Below are 18,900 nucleotides of genomic sequence, written 5' to 3'. Positions count from 1 at the left end.
CTGGTCTTGGGGGAGGGTCAGCCGCCGGAAACGACGACACCGCCGGCAGCGGTCTGAGCCTCCGTGTACGACTTCCCGACCACCGGGTCCTCGTAGATCGTGAAGGTGCGGTTCACCTCTTCGACGTCGGAACGGTTCAGCGCCCGGTCGTCGATGTCGGTGACCTTGATGCGGTACGCGGCCTCCACGCGGTACACGGCGGAGTCGCCGACACCGTCCTGCGACAGGGTGATCGCCCGGTAGTACGGGTACTCACCCGACGTCTCGTCGTAGATCCACGCCGCGTTCTTGTCCGACGGCCACTCCGACACGGGCTGCTTGTACGCCAGCGCCTTCGTCCACCCGTTCGTCTCACCGAACGCCACCTGGAAGGTGTGCGTCTCCGACGTGACGTCCGACCGGACCGACTGCGTGGTCTGCAGCATGTTCGTCTCGTCCGACGACACGTCGTACGAGTGCGAGATGCCGTCGGTGGTGATGTAGCCCATGTTCTTGTAGCCGGTGGGCAGAGCGATCGGCTTCCCGTCTGCGGCGATGAACGCCTCCGGGATCGCAGTGGAGTAGTCAGCGATCGCGAGGATCGTGGTACCCCACTTGTGGACGTTGCGGTTGTCGTTGGCCAGCTGGCCAATCACGTCAGGCATGCGTTCTCCTTGAACGACAAAGCCGCCCGACGTGCGGACGGCTGATGGATGATGAGTGTGTTGGTGAGCGGCTACTGGGGGCGCGCGTCGAGCTCGTACGTGCCGACAGCACGACGCAGCGCCGCATTCGAGTACGCGACGTTCCCGAACGCGTCGGCCTCGCGGACCTCGTCGAAGAGGTTGCAGCGGACCATCGCGACTTCGACTTTCTGGACGAGATCCCACACGGCGCCGCGGGTCTTCGCGAACACCGTCAAGTCGACGTGGAACGTCTTCTCGTAGTCGCGGCCGAACCCGCCAGGGATCCGCTCCACGACGATGACGGGAGCTACGGTCTCGAGGTTGGAGGGGGTCTCCGTGTACGTCGCAGCGCCCGTCTCCTGCTTCAAGTAGGCGAGAAGCACACGCTCCACGTTGGGCCACACCCCGTACACGTTCATGCGCCCATCGCTCTCCGCAGGATCGCCTGCTTCGACACCCCAACGTCGCCGTGCTCCACCTGGGTCGCATCAGCAGACGTCGCGATCACACGAGCGAACGGACGCTTGTACCCGCCGTTCGCCTTCGTGCCAGGACGCGTGCCCTCCTCCACACGGAGCGAGTCACCGAACTGCTTCGCACCAGCCGAGTACGCCAGCCGTTGCGCACGCGGCAAGATCCGGTCCGCCTTGTCCCGCATCGCCTTCCGCACCACGGGGTTCCGGACCGCCTGATCGATGATCCCCCGGCCGATGACGACCTTCGGCATCAGCTGGGTGCCGCGTACTCGAAGTCCGCGATGACAGCCAGCTTCTCCGCCTTCGTCTTCGCCCCCGCCAGATCGATGCCGTGAGCGTCAGCCCACACCTCGATCTCCGGGACCGTCCACGCCTCCGACGGGACCACGCCCACATCAGGAGTGTGCTTCGGCTCCACCAGGCCCAGACGCACCGCGTCCTCGAGCCGGTACTCGTTGCCGTTCACGCTGATCTTGTCCGACATCCGTCAGCCCTTCGTCTCGGTGATCACGAACTCCGTGTGCGGGAGCACGCCGAAGTAGGTCTGTGGTTTTCCGTCGACCTCGTAGGTGTTGTCACGCCAGACGACGGTGTCGGCGGCTTGCACCCAGTCCTGCGGGTCTTCGGTGGACACCAGCCACCGGCCGGTGACGATGTCGTTCTGCCCGACGGACTCTTTCGTGCCAGTCGGATCGACCGTGCAGCGTTCGATGTCCTGCTCAAGCGTGGTCTTCGTGGGGACGCCGTCTTCGTCGGGTTCACCCTCGGTGGTGCGTTTGATCGTGACGGTCTCGGAGTGCATCAGCGCTCCCAACCAGACAGGTACGGAAACGCCCGGTTCACCTGCGACCGTGGGGAGCTGAACCGGGGGAGCGCCGTGACCGGCTTCGCCCCGTTCGCGCCGCCCTCGAACACGCGGACCATCCACGGAAGGAACTCGAGGAACTGGGTCCCCGAAGCGTCCGAGAACGTGATCGACCGGGACTCGGAGCCTGAGGTCTCTTGGTACGACTTCGCGTTCAACGGGATCGCGACACCGGGAGCGAGGATCGGGAGGACCGTCCACACGATCACGTCCGTGACGTCATCCGCGCTGAGCGTCCCAGCGGTGAGGCGTGCCTCCACGTCGGGCCACTCCCGACGGATCGCACGCGAAACGGTCTCGATGAGCCCTTCGGCGCGTGTCTCCTCTGCGGTGGTGAGGGGCCGCCACACGGCGGCGATGTCACTGGGCTCGGCCCATGCGGTCTCGTCAGCCATGCGCGGCCCCTCCCACTACTGAACCGTGCTCGACGAACGAGCCGGCTTCTGCTTGACCTCGACGACCGGTTCGACGGCCTTGATCAGACCGCGGCGGACGAGCGAGTTCAGCTGCTCCTGGCCGACACCTTCCGGCACGGGCGAACCGAGCCGGATGATGTGCGCGACCTTGTTGCCGTCGACGGCGCCGATGGCGACCTTCACGGCGGGGACCGATGCGATGTACTCCGTCATGTTCAGGCCCCCGTTCCGGTGAGGAAGAACCCGGCGTTCGGGTTCGTCACGACGGGCACGTGCACGTTGCGGGCCTGCAGTCGGGTCTTGTCCGACTTCGGCTCACGGATCGGCGCGATCTCCACACCGGTGTCGCCGCCAACCTGGCGGTACTCCGGCGACGGGATCTGCTCACGGGCGATGCCACCGAGGCGGCGGCGGTCGAGGAACAGCGGGTCGGTGAACCCGTCGTCGTCGGACGACACCCACGTGAGGCCGGCGATCGTCGGGAAGTCACCGCTGCGGGCGGTGTCGTCGTTGTCCGGGAGGACGTCGAGCAGTTCGGGGATGACCTCCGCGTACTGCTCACCGTTCAGGACGACGGTGTCGACCGCGAAGCCCAGCTTCTGACGACGAGCAGCAGCCTGAACACGCAGGGCGTCCTTCAGGATCTGCTTGCCCGTGGTCCACGTGGACCCAGCGGCGACAGTGTTCGTGATCGACGACTGGATCACGCCGAGCGCGAGGTCGTTGCTGTCGAACACGAGCTCGGTCTGCAGGAACGTCAGCGCGTCGTCGATGGGCTGGCGGAGGCTGCGGCCGACTTCCTCGTCCGTGACCTCCGTCGCGATGCCCTCCTTCTGCGAGGTGTACACCTCGTACTGCTCGGACGACAGCGGGGTGAGCTTGTACTCAGCACCCGGCGCGACGGTCGCAGCGGAACGCTGCGTGCGGAACTTCTCGTTCGTCGGGACCGCGAGAGCGCCACCGGTGATCGTGTACCGCCCCGAGAGGAGGAACAGACCCAGGAACTGCTGAGCAGTCAGGATCTCGCTCAGGCGCCGCGCGACGAGCGTCGGGGACTTGATGAACGCCAGGAGGTCCGTGGCGGATGCCGCGGCCAGCTGGCTCGGGGTGAAGGGGTAGGTCTTCATCTGAGGGGTCCTTCCTAGACCTGGAGCACCTGGACGGGAGCACCGTCAGCAGCGGACGTGAGGGCCACGCCGATGGCGGTGCCAGATGCCAGGGTGCGGACGCCCCCAGCAGCGATCTCGACGCGGGCACCGCGGGTGACCGCGCCGACCGCCTTGAGTTCGTGGATGACCTTGGACACCTCGACGGTGACCTTGTCGCCGACGGCCGCGTCGTGGCCGGCGACACCGACGTACTTCGCGGAAGCGGCGGCGGCAGGTGCGACGGAACGGTCAGCGGTGCCGACCTCGACGGGCGTGCCACCGGTCACGGCGGTCGTCACGTCGAACGTGACGGTGTCGCCCGGGCGGTGGATCGGGAGGTACTGGGCCATGATCAGGACTCCTTCGGGAAGATCTTCGAGAAGACGACGTCCTCGTCGGACGACTCGTTGACCCCGCCCGTAACGCCGAGAGCGGCAGTCGGGACGACGAGGTCGGTCGCGAGGCTGTTCAGCGTCTCGGTGGCACCGTCCTCATCGGCGGCGAGAGCCGCACGCCAGTGGTCGGCGCGAGCGGGAGCGATCTTCCCCTGCTCGATCGCGGCGGTGACCTTCGCCTCACGCCGGTCTGCGATCTGCTGGTTGCGGGCCTCGCGGCCAGCAGCAGCGTCAGCGCGCAGGTTGTCGAGGACGCTGTTCTCCACGAGGGTGGTGCCCTCGGGGATCGGCGCGGCGGTGGTGGGTTCTGCGGTCTCAGCGAGGGCCTCGTCGAGTCCAGCGATCAGCTGCTCGTCAGAGGCGGAGGCGTCGGTCATGCCGAGCCGCTCACGGATTCCAGCCTTCAGGGCGTCGTAGGACACGACGTCCTCCTTTCGGTTGGGGTGACCCGGCTCGGACGAGCTCGGGAGCTTCTGGCGCGCGGTTGCCCGCGCGTTGACTCGGACGATCAGCGACGCCGCAGCGTCCTCCGCGTCCTCGTCGGGGATGACGATGACCTCTTCGGCTTCGCCCACGGTCTCCGTCTCACCGGCGTCGGGGACTACCGCGATGCGGTCCGCGAGACCGAGCTCGACTGCGTCTGCAGCGTTCAGCCACGTGTCGTCGGCCAGCAGTGACGTCCAGTCCTGCTCGCCCGCCTTCGCCGTGTAGATCTCAACCAGCGACGACTCGATGGTGTCGAGCACGTCGGCCTGCTTCCGCAGATCGACGGCGTTCCCGATCGCGAAAATCCACGGGGAGTGGATCATCATCTGCGTGCCGGGAGACATCACCGTGTCATCGGCGCCAGCTGCGATGACCGACGCCGCCGAAGCGGCGAGACCGTCGACCACGGCCGTCACGGACGCCTTGTGCGCTCGGAGCATGTTGAGGATGGAGACACCCTCGAACACCTCACCGCCGGGAGAGTTGATGCGGAGGATGATCCGCGACACCGAATCAGGAAGGGCATCGAGAACCTGACCCATGTCCTTCGTCGAGATGCCCCAGAACCCGCCCCAGCTGTCGATCGGGCCGTACATGCGGATCGTCGCGACCGATCCGTCACCCGTGGGTGCTGGCGTCGTGACCGCGTTGAAAAACTCCGTCTTCGCCTTCGGCATGGGGGCGCTACCCCAGTATCTGTTCGACTGACGCTCGTTGGCGTTCATGCAGCCTCCTCAGGCGCGTTCGTCGTCGTCGGAACCTGCCGGCGAGTGGTCGGATCGATCGGGGGCAGGTTGTACGTCGTCCGCAGGTATTCCTCGAGCGGTTCGTCCATGACGAGCGCCCCGACCTGCACCAGCTGGTAGATCGCCTGCGCCGTCACCGGATGCTTCGACCCGATCTCGTCGAACACGAGCCGGGGTGCCTGCACGTCAGTCCCGTAGTTCAGGTCGACGATGTCCTCGATGACGTGCTGCGTCGTGGTGTTCGCGATGTCCAACGCCACGGTCTGCAGCGACAGGGTGAAGAAGTCCTGGAACGTGTCACCGAGCGCGTACGACCCCGTCGACTGGTCCCCGCCGAGGCTGAGGAAGTTCGCGAGGACAGCTTTCCCGATCTGCTCGTCGTAGTACTTGATCGGCACCGTCGCATCCGGCAGGGTGCCCTCCACTCCGAGGAGCTTCAAGTCAGCACCGTTCGGAAGGGAAGCGCCCGAGTTCTCACCCGCGCGCATCCCAGAGGCGATCTCCTGCCCCTGATCGATCTGCGCCTGCTCACGTGAAGTGCGATCATCGCCCTGCACCGAGGCGTCGACCGGCGCCGACTTGTACACGGGGAACCCCATGCCGTTCCGGTCGATCGACTGCGCCTGCACCCGCAGGAGCAGGTCCTTCAGCAGCCAGAACTTGTACGCCGGCCGCAGCAGCGACTGGCCGAGCCAGTTGCCGCCCTCACGGTCGTTCACGTACGCGACCAGACGGTCCGTCGGTATCTTGATGTCCGCGGTCGCTCCCGTCACGCCGCCCTGGTGAATCGCGATGAGCCCACCGTCAGCGGCGACATCGACCTTCGTGATCGTCCGCGGGGGACGCCACCCCAGCTTCGACAGGTGCGCCTGCCCGTCGCGGACGTCGTACACCTGCTCGAAGAACGAGTGCCCGAACACCTGCGACGTCAACGCGAGGCGAAGGTGCTGGTTCCAGTCGAACCGGTTCCGCATCCGCGTGATCGTCCGCTTCGGCTGACCCTGCACAGGAAGACCCAGGTCGTTCGCGACGTGCTCGACGACCTTCTCGTCAGCACCGTTCGGGTCGATGCGCCACTGCGTCCGCCGGATCGGCAGCTGCACCGCCCGCAGAACCTGGATGACCTGCGCATCCTGCCGGCGCATCTTGTCGTACGTGCCGATGTTCGCCGGCCACTGCAGCTCCGACGTCTCCTCGTTCACGTCGAGCGCGTTCCACCAGCCCGCACCGAAACCGCTGGCCTCGTTCTGGTACCCCTTCTCGCCCTTCGGCACAGGTCCCATCTCGGGCATGTGTGTTCCCTTCGTCAGAACCCGACGCTGCGGATGTGGCTGGTGAGCGTCCCAGAGCCGGGTACGGAATCAGCGGAACGGACCGCTTTCGGAGGAGGAGGAGCAGGAGCAGGCTCAGCGGACCGCTTCCTGGCCAGCCACAACGCGCCACACATCGCGACGAGCGGAGCAGCGTCAGCAGGGGACGAGTCCCGATCTATGACGAACCCACCAGTCAGCTGCTTCGTAGCTGCTGTGCCGGCCGCTACGTCGAGCTGCGGCTGCATGTTGTGCCGCACCGACCCGTCCGAAACGGCGTCGTACAGCAGCTGGTGAGCGATCAGGAGATCAGCACCCAACCACGGCACCGTCTCGATGCGGAACGGATCCGTAGGAGCCTCGTACGCCTCGAGCAGCGCCGCCATGAACGACGACACCGGAGCGCCACGCGTCTGCCCCGTGATGCGCCGCACACGTCCCGCGCACCGCTCATCGGACGTCAGGAAGTCCTTGATCCAGTCGTTCCCCGACCGGTACGCAATCAGCTCCGCCTGGTCCTTGCCGTCCCGACGCTTCCCGACCGCGGTGATCGAGTACATCGACCGGTCCGAGGACTGATCGATGCACACATCGAACGGGCCAACGATCTTGTCGTCGTCGAGGAGGTACTTCGACCCATCGGGACGCTCACCCGGCACGTTGCGGCCGAGCTCCCAAGACCCTGCAGGGAACGGACCATCAAGCGCGGTGTCCGGCCACTGGCAAAGCACCTCAGTACGGAACACCCACTCGGGGTCGTTCTGCGAGTCCTCGATCAGCTTCCGGATCCGGATGCGGTGACCGAGCGCGGGGTTCGCCTGCGCCCAACCAACACGGTCCGTGACCGGCAGGTTCGGGGTCGCAGACCACTCAGCGAGGAACACCGACGCACTGTCCGGAGTCAGCTCGTCCGGGTCGTCGAACTCGTCCTCACCGTCAGTGTCGAGCACCGTCGGCGCCGAGTCGGGCATGTAGTCGTCGAGACCGATGCCGTCCGGATCACCGAGCGCCGCGTGCGCCTTCAACCGGAAGTGCCGAAGCACAACCGACGAGATGTCACCCGCGTTCGACAGGCCCAGGACCAGCAGGTCCTTCTGCGCCTGCGTCGTCTTCGTCAGCGCGCCCCAAGCCTCCCAGTTGCGCTGCTCCCGAAGCTCGTCGAGGAGGATCAGGTTCCCCGACAGGCCACGACCAGCGGACCGGGAAGCAGCCTTCACCAGGTACTCGAGCCGGCCGCGCAACCGCAGCGACTTCGACCCGTTCACCCGGACGACCTTGTCGATGAGGTCCGACAGGTCCCCGTCGTCCTCCATCAGCGCGACCGCGCCGTCCCACACCTTCTCCGCAGTCGCCAAGTCCTGAGCCGTGCCAAGGACCAGCGGCCACTTCTGCACGAGCATGAACCAGAGAGCCAACACCTGCGACAGGGTCGACTTGCCCGACTGCCGGGCGATGAGCACGAACGCCGTCTGGAACCGCAGCGACCCATCCGACCGGAGCTCGAGCAGATGAATGACCAACCAGCGCTGGAACGGCATCAGCTCGATCTCGAGCACGTTGCGAGCGAACTCGATCACCGAGAAGCCCCACGACGTCTCCGGCGTCAGATCCCGCAACGGCGGAGTGAAGATCCGCGGCACCGGCTCACCGAACCGCATCCGCGGATCCAGCTTCTCGACACCATCGAACACCCACTCCGACTCGATCGAGTCGTCAGGCTGCTTGAAGTCCGGTCCGTAACGCACCGACCACCTCCGAGCTCTACGCCGACTTACCGCCCTGCAGCGCAGTGAGCGTCGCCATCTTCGAAGACGCCTTCGGAGCAGCCGGAGCAGCCCCCTTCGACAACGCCGCACGACCAGCCGGCGTCAACCCGAGCTGATCGCAGCCCTTCAGGTACGCGCTGATCGACACGTTGTCGTTCGCCGGCACCTTCGGACGCGAATCGTCCTCCGACGCATCCTCGAACGCCCAGTCCACGATCACGTCCCACGCGTCGATCTTCCGAGCGAGAGCCAAGAGCGCAGCCTTCGCACCCGCATCCGCATCAGTGAGATGCGTCGCAGCCTCGAAGGCCTCCTCAGTCGCCTCGACGAGGTTCACAGTCGCCATCAGCGGCCCTCCCTCTCATCAGCGCGACCCCCTCCCAGCACTTCGGGGGGAGAGGACACCACCGGCGGCATCGTCCTGTCGGTTTTCAGACATGGATTTTCTGGTACCCCGGGGGGTTTGGGCAGGCCGGGTACCCGTCTTGGGCGTACTGGTAGGTCAGGAGCACCAGTAGTGCGGCTGTGAGTGCGTGTGCGCCTTGCAGGACAACTGCGATGAGTCCCGCGAGCGCTGCAGTGGCGAGGACCACACGGTCGACTGTGTCGTGCATGGCGGTCCTCTCTGTTCAGATGCTGGTGAGTCCGAGTCCGGTCATGCCGACACCGTCAGCGCCGGCTGCGTAGTTGCATGAGGCGTGGCAGGGTAGCCAGTTCTTCGGCTCCCACGTGAGTTGGGGGAAGTCCCGTCTGCTCTTCACGTGTTGCACGGTGAGGCTGTCGCCCTTACCTCGGCTGGTGTAGTCGAGGGGCATGTGGCACTCGCAGCAGGGTGTGCCACGCTGCGGGTCTGTGGCTTTGGGGCCGCCTGGTCGGTGCTCGGTGCGTACCTGTTCGAGCGCGGCTTGTGCGCGGCGTCCTGACCAGGCTGGGACTGTGAGGCCGTTGTCACGCATGCGGCCTCCCTCAGTGTCAGCGGAGCAGAGTGACGGCGACGTCCGTGTCAGCGTCGTCACTACCCATGTGGGAGAACGCCTTGATGGTGCCGACCTCGTCGACACCGATGCTGGCGTCTCGGTAGGTGGCGACGATCGCTTCGTCGGTGACGTGTACCGTGTCGGCTGCGTAGTTGGCTTGGGTGGCGGATTCCCAGTCGAAGACGTACGCCTTGACCTCGGTGGGTGACAGGCGGACGCCGAAGCGCTTCCCGCCGTTCCCGTCCGTGCCGTAGTAGTCGACGGCGTACCCGAAGTACTCGCCAGCGGTGAGCTCGGCACCGAGGCCGAACGTGACGATGACCTGCCCGTCACCCTCTTCCATCACGACTGACGTGAGGTGGCGTGGGGTGAGGGCTTCGGGGAACTCGGTCACGTCATCGAGAGTAGACGGCGTGTGAGTAGTAGTGCGGCGGATCCAGTCGCGGAGGCTCATGCGTTCAGCTCCTGTCCTCGATCACGTCGGCCATCGCTTCGTTGATCTCCGCGACCGTTTTCGGGTGCGGGGTGAGCGGTGCCGGCCAGCGGTTCGTGCGGGTGCGGTGGCCGCTGATGTCGTCAGGAGGCTGACTCGCGGATTGCATGGCGTGCTTCGTGGCGTTCGCGGCGGCGGCTCATCCGCTTGATGCTGGACCTGGCTCCTGCTCGTTGCAGGTAGCAGAGGTACTTACGTCCCCACCTGCTGTACGCGTCCCACTCGGCGCTGGTCTTCCGCTGTCGGCGTCCCATGCTCACGGTCGCCTCCTACAACTTCAGTGCGACGACTGTGACGAGGACTGACACGGACAGGGTGATCGCTGCCTTCGCCTTCAGGGTGACGGTAACGCCGTCCTTGGTCTGGTTCTTGAACCCGGCTGGCGTGAACGCGTCGGAGGAGAGGATCGCGAGGGGCGTGTACGTCCAGTCGGGGGCTGCAGCGTCGAAGGTGACGGCAACGTCGACTGTGGCGTTGGCGCCGAGGGACACTACGGTCTGCGACTTTCGTCCTGACGTGACGGCGGTCATGTGGTTCTCGAGTGCAGCGACACGGACGGCGAGTGCTGTGTCTGCTGCGGCGCGTGACGTCTGCTCAGCAGCGTCGGATGCCTTCCGAGCGTCGGCTTCGGCCTTGTCTGCGGCGGCTGCGAGAGCGGCGTTCGCGGTGTCCGCGTCTGCTCGTGCTCTGGCTTCTGCAGCGTCCGCGTCTGCGCGTGCTTTGGCCTCTGCGGCGTCAGCTGCTGCGCGGATGGTCGCTTCGTTGGCGAGGGCCTGTTCTGCGGCGGCGATGCGGGCTGCGAGTTCGGCGTCTTCCGCTGCGAGTTGCGACGTCGCGGTGGTGAGGGTCTGCCCGAGCTGGGTGACGTCGGCCGTCAACGTGCTGATCTGCTGCTGCGCGTCCACGATTTGGGACTGCGCAGCAGCGATGTCGGTCTTCGCGGCGTTCAGCTGCGCCTTGGTTGTGGCGTCAGCGGACGTGTTCTGGGCGAGGGCCGTGGTGACGGTGTTGAGGTTCGTGGACACTGCGGCGAGGACGTCGGCCTGCACCTGCTGTGTGGCGTTCGTGGCGGCGAGGGCTCCGAGGACTTGCGCGACGAGCGCGGACAAGTCAGTAAAGCGTGGGTCTCGGGCGAGGACCATCGACCGGGCGTTGCCGGCGAGGGCCATCGCTTTCGTTGCCATGACGTCGTCACCACGGGACTTCATGCGGTTCTCCCTGATCCGTGCGGAACTGCTTCGGTGGTGAGCCGAGCGTGTGTTGCTAGCCGAGGATGGCGCGCCAGATGGCGACGATGCCCCACACGGTGAGTGAGCCGATCAGCCCTCCGATGGCCGCAAGTGCGACCCATGCGAGCGTGACGCCGAACGCGTAGGCGAGACCCTTGGTCTTGGAGCGTTTCGGCTTCGGCTCGATGGTCACTTCGGGCAGCTGGTCTGTCCAGACGTTGCTGTTGTTCGTCATGGGGTGAGCTCCCTAGTCGTCAGTCGACGGTGATGCCGAGGTCGCGGATGGTTTCCACGACTTCGTCGGCGTACATGCGGAGGCCGCGTGCTTCCCAGGCGTTGGCGACTTGCTCTTCGCTGAGATGCACGTCCGCGTGGGCCGTGTTCTGGGCGATGAGGGTGAGTTGTTTCTCGATGCCGGCGAGCAGTTTCAGCTTGGCGGAGCGGTACTCGCCGAGGCTGAGGTCACCGGCGGTCATCGCTGGTTCCACCGGTTGCGCTCAACGATGTCGCGCAGTTCCGCCTTCTTGCGTGCGATCCGCACTTCCTGCATGAGCTTCGGGATCTTGTAGAAAGCCGCCCACGCGGCGTACAGCACGCACCAGAGCTGCGCGAGTGTCACCAGCAGGTGCCAGAGCGCAAGGAGCAAGTCGCTCATGCCGTCACCGGTTCCGGGTCGCCGTACGTGGTGGTCTTGGTCACCGTGGCGAGGGTCACGTCGGGTTCCAGCATCGCGTCGCGCATCGACTGCTCGATGCGGATGAGGTCCAAGGCTGCGTTTTGCCGGACTTCGTAGTACGAGCTGATCGCCTGGTCGCCTCGAGCGACGCAGTAGACGGTCTCCTTGATGGGCTCAGGCATGTCGCCTCCTACGGTGCTGGGCGGAGCCGGTCCGCGGGTTCGTAGATCGTGCTGGCCCCGTCGAGGGATTCGAGTTGCCGTGCAGGGTCACGGCCTTGAAGGGTCCTCGTGCTCGCGCCGCGATCGTTAGGTTCGCTGTGCGGCCGGTCCGTTACGCCCGAGGCGTGGACTGGCGGCTAGGTGCGGTGCTGATGCGTGTCGGCTGGCAAGAGGAAGTGTGGGGGCACAGCAGAGCGGGCAGGCGGCCCGGCTGAAACGGGTCTGAACCTGCCCGCTCTCTGGCGGGGCAGAAGCTTTGCTCGGATTCACCTGGCAGGCCACCGCGTGAGACTGCTCAGCCGGTCTAATTCGACGCAGGGCTGGTCCGGCAAAGGCCCGTGCGAAGCTCTGTGGTCCCGCAGCCTGCGGGCGTGGTCCCGGCGACCGGGAGAAGACCGCGGTTGTTGTCGCAGGCGCGGTGTGCTGCGGGTGCTAGGTCACCATCCTTGTCGGAGCCAACCCGAAGTGGCTCCGACAGCCCATCCCAGGATCTGGCCACCTGAGACATTGATTCACTAGGGTCAGACCATGAGGAAGCTCGTTTATCTGCACCTGCCCCCTGAAACTGACGGCATCTTGCTGGACCAGCTGGACAACGTTCACGACCTGGTGATTGCGAAGCTGCTAGAGCCCGGCCTGCACAGCGAGCGAACGCGGAGTGGCAACACTGTTCACTACTACGGCGGTGAACACAGCGGCGCTTGGGTCCGAGTGGTCGAGGACGGCCGCGAGGAGGGGAGCTGATGGCCGACGGCGGCCTTTGGGAAGCAGGCGAGGTGCCGTGGGTTCGTCGGGCGCTGGTAGGCAATGCGTTTGGCTCGTCCGGGTACGCCCAGTGCTACTTCTGCGGCGAGATGTCAGCGAAGATCTCCGACAGCGACCTAAGCGCAGACAATGGACGAGTCGAGATCTACTGCGACAACGGGCAGTGCGACGCTCGGACAGCGGCTGTGTTGATCACCCGCGATGGTCACCACGCAGATCGGCGGGCGGACGTCCGCATTCTGGATGCGCTTGACCGAGACTCCCACACGACAGAGCAAGGTCCGCTCGTCGCACGCACTTTGCAAGAGATCGCCGACAGCGAAGACCCTGAGGGAACACTAGCCCGGCGGACCACCCGTGGACCCGCGTCCTACGCAAGCCCACCCCGGTAACGACAAAGCCCGCCGTCTCAGGCGGGCATGCGGTGTTACGTCGATTATAGCCGACGGATGAACACCCCGGGTAGTTTCAGGCCCCAGCGTGTCGAATAGGATCCGACGGTGATCAGTGTTGAAGGGGCCAGCGTCTTAGCGCAGGTGATTCCGGTGGGCCTGCTCGTGCTCGCGTTCGACGCGCGGAACGCCGAGTCTTTCGTGGGGACAACACCGATGGCGAAGCGCGCCGTGAAGTTCGCCCGGTGGTTCTCGGTCATCACGGTGTTCGCGTCCGTACTGATCATCACGAGGTGTGTGGCATCGGCCTCGTCCGGTGAGGCTCTTCGTGGGCTCGACGCTGTCATGGTCTACCTCGTCTCCATGGCGCTCTGGCTCGTGGTGGGCCTTACCGTCGTTGTCGCCACCATGACAAGGACCGGTATCGCGGACGAGATCCATGAGCGCGGTATGAAGGACCCGAAGACGCGAGAACGCGTCTTTCGTGCAGCCCAGAGCTCCTACGAGGAGCGTCAGCAGCAGGAACGTGCCCGCACTGCGCAGATGGTCGAGTTCATGCTTGCCAGCGGCAAGATCCAGGAACCGCGAGCCGATCGTGCGCCGAAAGAGGTGGTCGCTTTGTCGCCTCGTCCGAGGCCGCGCATGCGTGGTCCCAGAATCGCGCGTCCGAGCCGGGCCAATCGTCGGAAGCGTTGATGGCCGGCCCGGCGCGTTCGCCCTAGGACGCTTGACGCTCAGCTCGTGGGTTCTGGTCTCGCATCCGCTTGCCTCGCCAGATCTCCCGTAGCTGGTCCGCGTTCACGTACACCGCCCCGTCAGCCGTGTGGGTGTTCAGCCCGTCTTGCTGGATGTACCGGTTGAGGGTCTGCGGTGTGATCCGCATCTCCCGCGCGGCCTGCTTCTTCGTCCACCACTTGGTCGGTTCCGCGACTTCTTCGGAGCGCATGTCACGCAGGAGCTCGGCGAGGTCCCGCTCCTTCAGAAGCGCGGCGGTGTCGCCTTTGAAGCCACAGTAGGAGCACACGAGGGTGAAGTCCTGCAGCTGCTCCGAGTGCCACTCGACGCCCATGGACGGGTCCCCGCAGACCGGGCAAGCACGCGGGAATACCGGTCGTGGACCTCGACCGTCCCGCGGGAACTTCTTCCGGAGGTCCCAGACGATCGAGGCGACATCTTCGAAGTACGCGCTGGCCTGCTGGTGCCGTTCGATCTTGTCCTGGTGCAGCAGAAGCCACACGGTCGAGTTCCGCACCAGGACGGCTGCACCCTCTGGAGTGACGCCGGCGCGGAAGCCCTGCACCTCTCGGCTGTTCGACCACGCGTACGCCGCTGTGACTGGGGGAGCGATATGCAGGGTCTCGGACCAGTAGGCGACCCAGTTGAGCAGCTGCGCGTATGCAGCGTCCGACTCGTCGACAGCGTCCACTCGGAGAGGCGCCGGCGCTTCCTTCGACGCAGGGCGGGGGAGCCCGTCCGAGCGTTGAGCCCCTGCCGGGGTGATGAGCGTCCGAACGTAGGCGACCAGGCCCGGAGCCTCACCTAGCCGGTGACGTGCTCGAGCTGCAGCGAGCGACAGAAGAACGGTCGGGTTGACGGTGGCTTCTTCCTGAGCCTGCTGGTCGATGGTCATGCTGCTGCTCCTTGGATCGGGTGTGCTGTCGGGTCAGTGATTCGGGAGTGGGTGCCGTCCCAGTCGAGCCGGACGATGCCCGTCTCGCCGTGGCGGTTCTTCGCGACGTCGAACGTGATGCTGAACTCGTCGAGCTTCTGTGTCTGCGGGTCTTTCTCGCGGTGCAGCAGCACGACGAGGTCGGCATCCTGCTCGATCGCGCCGGACTCGCGGAGGTCGGACAGCTTCGGCTGCCCGGACAGGGTCGACTCGCTGTTTCGGTTCAGCTGCGACAGCGCGATGACGGGCACGTGCAGGTCGCGAGCGAGGATCTTGAGGCCGCGAGAGAACGCGGCAACGACTTCCTGCCTGCTCGTGCCGGGCGTGCCCTCCATGAGTTGCAGGTAGTCGACGACGATGCCGGCAAGTCCGCCGTCGTGCTGCACCTGACGGGCGTGCTGGCGGATCTCCGCCAGGCCAACCGATGAGCGGTCATCGATCGCGACGTGCGGCGACACCCGGCTGACATTCGACCGGATGGTCTGCACGTCGGCATCGGTCACCCTGCCGTTCTTCATCCGGTACAGGGTGATCTCGCTGTTCGCTGCGATGAACCGTTGGTGGAGCTCGTAGCGGCCCATCTCGAGGGAGCTGAACGAGACACCGCCATGTCGTGCGAGTGTCTGGGCGAGATTCTGCGCGACGACGGTCTTACCGACACCGGGCCGGGCACCGAAGACGTACAGCGCGCCAGGTCGCAGCCCGCCGATCATCTGGTTGAGCTTCGGCCACGGCGTTGGGACGAACTGCTGCTGCTCGGTCATGTACTGCACTGTCTCCTCGACGATGTCGGCGAGGTAGGTGACCTGGGAGACAGAGGACCCCATGGCCGCATCGAGGAAGCCGTAAGCAAGCTCCCGTAGCTCCGCTTCCGTTGCCTCTGCGGCGCCGCCAAGCTGCTGCAGGCGGCTGCCAACGGCGGCGAGACGGCGTCGGAGCGCCGCGGTTGCGACCGCCTCGGCGTGACTTGTCACCACTGCATGGGACCAGCCCGCTTCGTACGCACGGTCGATGAAGAGAGGATCCATCTTCGGCAGCACGCTCATCGTGATGTGATCGACAGGTTCGCCGCGGTCGTGGCGCTCTCGCATCAGGTCGAAGAGCGCGCCGTGGCGGGCGTCCTCGAAATCGCGGCCGGCGAGGGCGATGCGGTCGAGCGCCTTGCCGTCGGTGTGCATGACTGCTCCGATGACGGCGAGCTCCGCGTAGGGGATGTCGTTGTCGATCATTCGGGTGCCCGGTATTCCTCTCGGCCCGCGTAGGCGGGCTGGCGGTTCTGCTGCGGCTGCTCCGCTCGTTGCGCGCTGAGTCGCAGCTGGTCGTACTTCTCCCGGAGCTTCGCCATCGACAGGATGTTGGAGCGCCAGAAGGAGTCGGTCGTGGCCCAGTCGATGGCCTTCTTGACCTGGTCGACAGTGCGGCCGTCGTTGTCGAGTAGCCGGCGGGCGGCGTCGAGGTTCTTTTTCGTCCGTGACGGCTTCTTCGCGTCGTTCCGCTCGATTGCTGCGTCGAGGTAGTCAAGGATTTCCCTGACGTCGTCACGGATCGTCGCTCCTGCGACGTCCGACGTAGAGAGAGTGTCTTGACTAAGAGGAAGATTCCGTCGATCGACGGCGTCCTGATCGTCGTTTGACGGACTCATGATCGTCGTATGACGGACTCCATTCCGTCGATCGACGACGTCGAGTTCGTCGCCCTCGACCACGGTGCGCCAGGACTGTGTGCGGTCGTAGTTGCCAGCGAGCCGGTGCTCGGTTGACTCGATGAAGCCCGCCTTCCTCATCGCGCTAGTCGCCTTGTAGACCTGATCCGGGGTGAGCCCGACCTCTTCGCCGATCTGCTCGTTCGAGGCGCGCCACCAAGCGATGCCGTTGTCATCGACGTGCCGTTGTGCGCCGTCTGAGCAGCGGAAGTGGATCCGGGTCCAGACCAGTGCGTTGTTGGCGCTCCCGAGCCGTTGCACGAGTGCGGCGCGCACCATCACGAAGTCGTGCGCGGTGACTTCTGATTGGGGCACCCCAGTCACAGCTGTCCCGCCTCTCGTCGTATGTGTCGGGCGAGCACCTGGGCGACCATCGGGAACTGAACCGATGCAGGCCGTGCCTGCAGATCGCCCCGAAGATCGTGGTCGGCGAGCTGCAGGATGTTGAGCACGCCGATGAGGAGTCCGTAGCTACCGAATCCTGCGTCGTTGTCGACGACACCGGGGTTCTTCGGAGTGCGGACAGCGTTGGTGTCGGCCATGATCTGCTCGACGATCGCCAGCGCTGGCGTGATGTCGTCGAGAAAGTCCGTGCCCAGATTCGGCGGGCTGTGCGGCTCGATTGTCCACGCGAACGCGCCCGTGCGGCTCCGCACGCCGTACCCAGCCTGCTCGAGCTCCACGGCGACCGCCTCCGCGTCGGAGACGGTCCAGAGGCCTTGCTCGGTGTCGACGAGCGAAGTGACCTCGGTGGTGCCACTGAGCATGTCGGTGAGCGCCTGGCGGGCGCCGGCGGACAGTGTCGATGGGATGTAGATGGAGACGGTCATCGGTCCTCCTGGATGTGCTTGTTCAGCCGCGCTGCTTCCGCTGCGGCGTAGTGCATGTCGTTCGCGAGGCTGATGGCCTCGGTGGCGGTCAGCACGTTGGTGTTGGTGAGGGATGCCTGCACGATCCAGTGCTGCTCGCCGTCGTGCTTCTGCACGGCGACAGACCACTTCGGGTGGTCGAAGCGATCGGACTCGTGCGGGTGGTCAGCGTGCTCAGTTGCGTAGGCCGTGCACGCCGGGACAAGGCAGCGAACTGACGTCGGCATCGTCGAGAGCGTCACGCGCGACGATCCGTTACAACTTCGGTGAAGCCCTCGGTCTTCATGAAGGCGCGGACTTCCTGTGCCGCTTCCCGTAACCGGTCTGCGAATACGTCAAGATCGTCCGGGCTTGTCAGGTTCATGCCCGCTAGATCAAAGCTGAGGGCGATCGCGTAGTCACCGACGATCTGGTGCTGTCGGTCTTCGGTGACACGGTCGAAGCGTTCGATGCAGATAGACGGCTTTGGCTCATTCGGCCCTACGACGCCAGGCAGATCTATCTCGAGCAGCGGACCCCAGTGGTAGGCGTCCAGATTTTCGTCATACTCGGAGACCTCGGCCCAATCCGGATCCTCGTCGATGCCGATCATGGTTCCGCGCTTCACGCCGTCACCTCGCTGGCCGCGTCGATCATCAGCTCGAGCTCGAGCTGCGCGAACGGATCATCAGCGAGGAGCGCGATCTCCTGCACAAAGACGGCTCGGCCGCAAATGTGGCGACGACGCCACCGGTCGATGTGGCGTGCCCACCCGCCAGCGGGCAGAGCGCGACCCCATGCGGTGATCAGGCGACGTTCCTGGACTGTCGTGCCGGCGTAGTAGTAGACGACGAACTTCCGCAGCGACGGGATCCGGTAGTAGAGCGTGACCGCCCGGCCGACGTGACCGTCCACCTCGGTGATCCGGACACCGTGCGCTTCCGCCTCACGGAACTCCACCCCGTAGCCCTGAAACTTCCGGCGCTCGGACGGCGTCGGCTCCCACGCCTTCATCGGGTCACCGCCGCGGGGTGACGGTTCAGCTGCGAGGCATGAGCGCTCGCCGTCTCGTACGCCTGCGACAGCGCCGAGAAGACGTCTGCACTGAGGGGCTGCTCGTTCTCCACGACGACGTAGACGACCCACCTGTTCTCCTGACCTTCGAAGCGGTCGACGGAGACGCTCCAGCCGTCACCCTCGGTGGACATGGCGTGGTGCCACAGAGGCTCGTTCTTCTCGTGCATTCCGGAGCTGTCGCAGCCGAGCGTGGTGCACCCAATCGGGGGTCGCGCGTTGTCGGGCGTGGGCTGTACGGTGTTCGTTGTAGACATGTTCGTGCCTTCCTGGCGGTTGGTTGCGATCTCGCCCCTGGCAGAGTTGGCGCTCTGATTCCCAGGGGCTTTCTTCTTGGCGCCGATGATCTGGCGCAGGTCTTGGTGGGTTCCGTCGCATCCCGCGAGCTTGCAGACGGGCGATGGTGCGGGCATGAGGCTGGCGATTGCGAACGTCACGCGCCGGATCCAGCTGTCGGTTGGAACGACCTCGCCGGCCTCAACCCGCATGAGGATCCGAGTGCTGATGCCCGCTCGTGCAGCGATCGCTTGAACGTTCAGCTGGTGGGATTCACGCACGCGCCGGATGATTGGACCCAGGTG

Annotated in this window: 30 protein-coding genes; 2 read left to right on the top strand and 28 right to left on the bottom strand. The window is 65.6% G+C overall.

All coding sequences use genetic code 11. From position 1 onward, the window contains the following. Positions 1 to 17 precede the first annotated feature (17 nt). The 20 genes from EDF28_RS17825 to EDF28_RS17735 form a co-directional block, all read right to left on the bottom strand. On the bottom strand, positions 18 to 644 hold the full coding sequence (locus EDF28_RS17825; protein WP_123939245.1) for a hypothetical protein: 627 nt from the start codon (positions 642 to 644) through the stop codon (positions 18 to 20). A gap of 71 nt (positions 645 to 715) precedes the next feature. Then, entirely contained in the window at positions 716 to 1,084 is a 369-nt protein-coding gene (locus EDF28_RS17820; protein WP_123939244.1) for a hypothetical protein, read from the bottom strand. Beyond that, positions 1,081 to 1,392 carry a hypothetical protein gene (locus EDF28_RS17815; protein ID WP_123672309.1) on the bottom strand — a complete coding sequence of 104 codons (312 nt, stop codon included), beginning with the start codon at positions 1,390 to 1,392 and terminating at the stop codon, positions 1,081 to 1,083. The genes EDF28_RS17820 and EDF28_RS17815 overlap by 4 nt, the downstream gene beginning before the upstream one ends. Further along, a complete protein-coding gene (locus tag EDF28_RS17810; RefSeq protein WP_123939243.1) occupies positions 1,392 to 1,625 on the bottom strand; it encodes a hypothetical protein in 234 nt (77 codons plus the stop codon). The genes EDF28_RS17815 and EDF28_RS17810 overlap by 1 nt, the downstream gene beginning before the upstream one ends. 3 nt (positions 1,626 to 1,628) lie before the next feature. Beyond that, complete coding sequence (locus EDF28_RS17805; RefSeq protein ID WP_123939242.1) at positions 1,629 to 1,943, bottom strand: hypothetical protein; 315 nt, start codon at positions 1,941 to 1,943, stop codon at positions 1,629 to 1,631. Continuing rightward, positions 1,943 to 2,401, bottom strand: coding sequence for a hypothetical protein (locus EDF28_RS17800; RefSeq protein WP_123939241.1), 459 nt, complete (start codon positions 2,399 to 2,401; stop codon positions 1,943 to 1,945). Before EDF28_RS17800 ends, EDF28_RS17805 begins: the two co-directional genes overlap by 1 nt. 15 nt (positions 2,402 to 2,416) lie before the next feature. Further along, a complete protein-coding gene (locus EDF28_RS17795; RefSeq protein WP_123939240.1) occupies positions 2,417 to 2,635 on the bottom strand; it encodes a hypothetical protein in 219 nt (72 codons plus the stop codon). A gap of 2 nt (positions 2,636 to 2,637) precedes the next feature. Further along, positions 2,638 to 3,549 carry a hypothetical protein gene (locus tag EDF28_RS17790; RefSeq protein ID WP_123939239.1) on the bottom strand — a complete coding sequence of 304 codons (912 nt, stop codon included), beginning with the start codon at positions 3,547 to 3,549 and terminating at the stop codon, positions 2,638 to 2,640. A gap of 14 nt (positions 3,550 to 3,563) precedes the next feature. Further along, a complete protein-coding gene (locus EDF28_RS17785) occupies positions 3,564 to 3,920 on the bottom strand; it encodes a capsid cement protein (RefSeq protein WP_123939238.1) in 357 nt (118 codons plus the stop codon). Between the two features lie 2 nt (positions 3,921 to 3,922). After that, entirely contained in the window at positions 3,923 to 5,176 is a 1,254-nt protein-coding gene (locus tag EDF28_RS17780) for a head maturation protease, ClpP-related (RefSeq protein ID WP_123939237.1), read from the bottom strand. Continuing rightward, a complete protein-coding gene (locus EDF28_RS17775; protein WP_260155079.1) occupies positions 5,173 to 6,489 on the bottom strand; it encodes a DUF935 domain-containing protein in 1,317 nt (438 codons plus the stop codon). The genes EDF28_RS17780 and EDF28_RS17775 overlap by 4 nt, the downstream gene beginning before the upstream one ends. A 14-nt stretch (positions 6,490 to 6,503) precedes the next feature. Further along, positions 6,504 to 8,252: a terminase gene (locus EDF28_RS17770; protein ID WP_123939236.1), complete on the bottom strand. Its 1,749-nt coding sequence runs from the start codon at positions 8,250 to 8,252 to the stop codon at positions 6,504 to 6,506. 16 nt (positions 8,253 to 8,268) lie between these two features. Continuing rightward, complete coding sequence (locus EDF28_RS17765; protein ID WP_123939235.1) at positions 8,269 to 8,610, bottom strand: hypothetical protein; 342 nt, start codon at positions 8,608 to 8,610, stop codon at positions 8,269 to 8,271. 635 nt (positions 8,611 to 9,245) lie between these two features. After that, on the bottom strand, positions 9,246 to 9,644 hold the full coding sequence (locus tag EDF28_RS17760; RefSeq protein WP_123939234.1) for a hypothetical protein: 399 nt from the start codon (positions 9,642 to 9,644) through the stop codon (positions 9,246 to 9,248). A gap of 64 nt (positions 9,645 to 9,708) precedes the next feature. Next, a complete protein-coding gene (locus EDF28_RS19345) occupies positions 9,709 to 9,852 on the bottom strand; it encodes a hypothetical protein (RefSeq protein WP_185094290.1) in 144 nt (47 codons plus the stop codon). A 160-nt stretch (positions 9,853 to 10,012) separates the two neighbouring features. Next, positions 10,013 to 10,951 carry a hypothetical protein gene (locus tag EDF28_RS17755; RefSeq protein ID WP_123939233.1) on the bottom strand — a complete coding sequence of 313 codons (939 nt, stop codon included), beginning with the start codon at positions 10,949 to 10,951 and terminating at the stop codon, positions 10,013 to 10,015. A 55-nt stretch (positions 10,952 to 11,006) separates the two neighbouring features. After that, positions 11,007 to 11,207, bottom strand: a complete 201-nt coding sequence (locus EDF28_RS17750; RefSeq protein ID WP_123939232.1) for a hypothetical protein — start codon at positions 11,205 to 11,207, stop codon at positions 11,007 to 11,009. A 19-nt stretch (positions 11,208 to 11,226) separates the two neighbouring features. After that, positions 11,227 to 11,448, bottom strand: coding sequence for a hypothetical protein (locus EDF28_RS17745; protein WP_123939231.1), 222 nt, complete (start codon positions 11,446 to 11,448; stop codon positions 11,227 to 11,229). Next, the gene (locus EDF28_RS17740) at positions 11,445 to 11,627 is read right to left on the bottom strand and encodes a hypothetical protein (protein WP_123939230.1); all 183 of its coding nucleotides are present in this window, start codon (positions 11,625 to 11,627) and stop codon (positions 11,445 to 11,447) included. Before EDF28_RS17740 ends, EDF28_RS17745 begins: the two co-directional genes overlap by 4 nt. Continuing rightward, positions 11,624 to 11,830 (bottom strand): hypothetical protein, encoded by a 207-nt coding sequence (locus EDF28_RS17735; protein WP_123939229.1) that lies wholly within the window; start codon positions 11,828 to 11,830, stop codon positions 11,624 to 11,626. The genes EDF28_RS17740 and EDF28_RS17735 overlap by 4 nt, the downstream gene beginning before the upstream one ends. A gap of 567 nt (positions 11,831 to 12,397) precedes the next feature. On the opposite strand from EDF28_RS17735, the gene EDF28_RS17730 reads away from it, so the two are divergent. Then, entirely contained in the window at positions 12,398 to 12,613 is a 216-nt protein-coding gene (locus tag EDF28_RS17730; RefSeq protein ID WP_123939228.1) for a hypothetical protein, read from the top strand. Positions 12,614 to 13,134: 521 nt separating this feature from the next. Further along, complete coding sequence (locus EDF28_RS17725) at positions 13,135 to 13,722, top strand: hypothetical protein (protein WP_123939227.1); 588 nt, start codon at positions 13,135 to 13,137, stop codon at positions 13,720 to 13,722. 22 nt (positions 13,723 to 13,744) lie between these two features. On the opposite strand, the gene EDF28_RS17720 is transcribed toward EDF28_RS17725, so the two are convergent. From EDF28_RS17720 to EDF28_RS17690, 8 genes are all read right to left on the bottom strand, one after another. Continuing rightward, positions 13,745 to 14,656 (bottom strand): hypothetical protein, encoded by a 912-nt coding sequence (locus EDF28_RS17720; RefSeq protein WP_123939226.1) that lies wholly within the window; start codon positions 14,654 to 14,656, stop codon positions 13,745 to 13,747. After that, entirely contained in the window at positions 14,653 to 15,924 is a 1,272-nt protein-coding gene (locus EDF28_RS17715) for a DnaB-like helicase C-terminal domain-containing protein (protein WP_123939225.1), read from the bottom strand. The genes EDF28_RS17720 and EDF28_RS17715 overlap by 4 nt, the downstream gene beginning before the upstream one ends. Continuing rightward, positions 15,921 to 16,721 carry a hypothetical protein gene (locus EDF28_RS17710; protein ID WP_123939224.1) on the bottom strand — a complete coding sequence of 267 codons (801 nt, stop codon included), beginning with the start codon at positions 16,719 to 16,721 and terminating at the stop codon, positions 15,921 to 15,923. The genes EDF28_RS17715 and EDF28_RS17710 overlap by 4 nt, the downstream gene beginning before the upstream one ends. Next, positions 16,718 to 17,227 carry a hypothetical protein gene (locus tag EDF28_RS17705; RefSeq protein ID WP_123939223.1) on the bottom strand — a complete coding sequence of 170 codons (510 nt, stop codon included), beginning with the start codon at positions 17,225 to 17,227 and terminating at the stop codon, positions 16,718 to 16,720. Before EDF28_RS17705 ends, EDF28_RS17710 begins: the two co-directional genes overlap by 4 nt. Continuing rightward, entirely contained in the window at positions 17,224 to 17,382 is a 159-nt protein-coding gene (locus tag EDF28_RS19340; RefSeq protein ID WP_185094288.1) for a hypothetical protein, read from the bottom strand. Before EDF28_RS19340 ends, EDF28_RS17705 begins: the two co-directional genes overlap by 4 nt. A gap of 122 nt (positions 17,383 to 17,504) precedes the next feature. Next, the gene (locus tag EDF28_RS17700) at positions 17,505 to 17,858 is read right to left on the bottom strand and encodes a hypothetical protein (protein WP_123939222.1); all 354 of its coding nucleotides are present in this window, start codon (positions 17,856 to 17,858) and stop codon (positions 17,505 to 17,507) included. Positions 17,859 to 17,869: 11 nt separating this feature from the next. After that, complete coding sequence (locus EDF28_RS17695) at positions 17,870 to 18,259, bottom strand: hypothetical protein (protein WP_123939221.1); 390 nt, start codon at positions 18,257 to 18,259, stop codon at positions 17,870 to 17,872. Then, on the bottom strand, positions 18,256 to 18,876 hold the full coding sequence (locus tag EDF28_RS17690) for a hypothetical protein (RefSeq protein WP_123939220.1): 621 nt from the start codon (positions 18,874 to 18,876) through the stop codon (positions 18,256 to 18,258). The genes EDF28_RS17695 and EDF28_RS17690 overlap by 4 nt, the downstream gene beginning before the upstream one ends. Positions 18,877 to 18,900: the final 24 nt, after the last annotated feature.

Origin of the sequence: Curtobacterium sp. PhB137 (genome assembly GCF_003814955.1) — a bacterium.
Lineage (GTDB): Bacteria > Actinomycetota > Actinomycetes > Actinomycetales > Microbacteriaceae > Curtobacterium.
The sequence above is the reverse complement of the archived record's forward strand: the minus strand, read 5'-3'. Positions and strand labels throughout refer to the sequence as shown.

Excerpts from the sequence above, each read along its gene's own strand:
- EDF28_RS17775 (WP_260155079.1), bottom strand. The coding sequence starts at position 6,489 with ATGCCCGAGATGGGACCTGTGCCGAAGGGCGAGAAGGGGTACCAGAAC.
- EDF28_RS17805 (WP_123939242.1), bottom strand. The coding sequence starts at position 1,943 with ATGCACTCCGAGACCGTCACGATCAAACGCACCACCGAGGGTGAACCC.
- EDF28_RS17810 (WP_123939243.1), bottom strand. The coding sequence starts at position 1,625 with ATGTCGGACAAGATCAGCGTGAACGGCAACGAGTACCGGCTCGAGGAC.
- EDF28_RS17730 (WP_123939228.1), top strand. The coding sequence starts at position 12,398 with ATGAGGAAGCTCGTTTATCTGCACCTGCCCCCTGAAACTGACGGCATC.
- EDF28_RS17790 (WP_123939239.1), bottom strand. The coding sequence starts at position 3,549 with ATGAAGACCTACCCCTTCACCCCGAGCCAGCTGGCCGCGGCATCCGCC.
- EDF28_RS17780 (WP_123939237.1), bottom strand. The coding sequence starts at position 5,176 with ATGAACGCCAACGAGCGTCAGTCGAACAGATACTGGGGTAGCGCCCCC.
- EDF28_RS17820 (WP_123939244.1), bottom strand. The coding sequence starts at position 1,084 with ATGAACGTGTACGGGGTGTGGCCCAACGTGGAGCGTGTGCTTCTCGCC.
- EDF28_RS17825 (WP_123939245.1), bottom strand. The coding sequence starts at position 644 with ATGCCTGACGTGATTGGCCAGCTGGCCAACGACAACCGCAACGTCCAC.
- EDF28_RS17700 (WP_123939222.1), bottom strand. The coding sequence starts at position 17,858 with ATGATCGGCATCGACGAGGATCCGGATTGGGCCGAGGTCTCCGAGTAT.
- EDF28_RS17795 (WP_123939240.1), bottom strand. The coding sequence starts at position 2,635 with ATGACGGAGTACATCGCATCGGTCCCCGCCGTGAAGGTCGCCATCGGC.
- EDF28_RS17745 (WP_123939231.1), bottom strand. The coding sequence starts at position 11,448 with ATGACCGCCGGTGACCTCAGCCTCGGCGAGTACCGCTCCGCCAAGCTG.
- EDF28_RS17800 (WP_123939241.1), bottom strand. The coding sequence starts at position 2,401 with ATGGCTGACGAGACCGCATGGGCCGAGCCCAGTGACATCGCCGCCGTG.
- EDF28_RS17705 (WP_123939223.1), bottom strand. The coding sequence starts at position 17,227 with ATGACCGTCTCCATCTACATCCCATCGACACTGTCCGCCGGCGCCCGC.
- EDF28_RS17735 (WP_123939229.1), bottom strand. The coding sequence starts at position 11,830 with ATGCCTGAGCCCATCAAGGAGACCGTCTACTGCGTCGCTCGAGGCGAC.
- EDF28_RS17740 (WP_123939230.1), bottom strand. The coding sequence starts at position 11,627 with ATGAGCGACTTGCTCCTTGCGCTCTGGCACCTGCTGGTGACACTCGCG.
- EDF28_RS17815 (WP_123672309.1), bottom strand. The coding sequence starts at position 1,392 with ATGCCGAAGGTCGTCATCGGCCGGGGGATCATCGATCAGGCGGTCCGG.
- EDF28_RS17715 (WP_123939225.1), bottom strand. The coding sequence starts at position 15,924 with ATGATCGACAACGACATCCCCTACGCGGAGCTCGCCGTCATCGGAGCA.
- EDF28_RS17720 (WP_123939226.1), bottom strand. The coding sequence starts at position 14,656 with ATGACCATCGACCAGCAGGCTCAGGAAGAAGCCACCGTCAACCCGACC.
- EDF28_RS17695 (WP_123939221.1), bottom strand. The coding sequence starts at position 18,259 with ATGAAGGCGTGGGAGCCGACGCCGTCCGAGCGCCGGAAGTTTCAGGGC.
- EDF28_RS17750 (WP_123939232.1), bottom strand. The coding sequence starts at position 11,207 with ATGACGAACAACAGCAACGTCTGGACAGACCAGCTGCCCGAAGTGACC.
- EDF28_RS19345 (WP_185094290.1), bottom strand. The coding sequence starts at position 9,852 with ATGCAATCCGCGAGTCAGCCTCCTGACGACATCAGCGGCCACCGCACC.
- EDF28_RS17785 (WP_123939238.1), bottom strand. The coding sequence starts at position 3,920 with ATGGCCCAGTACCTCCCGATCCACCGCCCGGGCGACACCGTCACGTTC.
- EDF28_RS17755 (WP_123939233.1), bottom strand. The coding sequence starts at position 10,951 with ATGAAGTCCCGTGGTGACGACGTCATGGCAACGAAAGCGATGGCCCTC.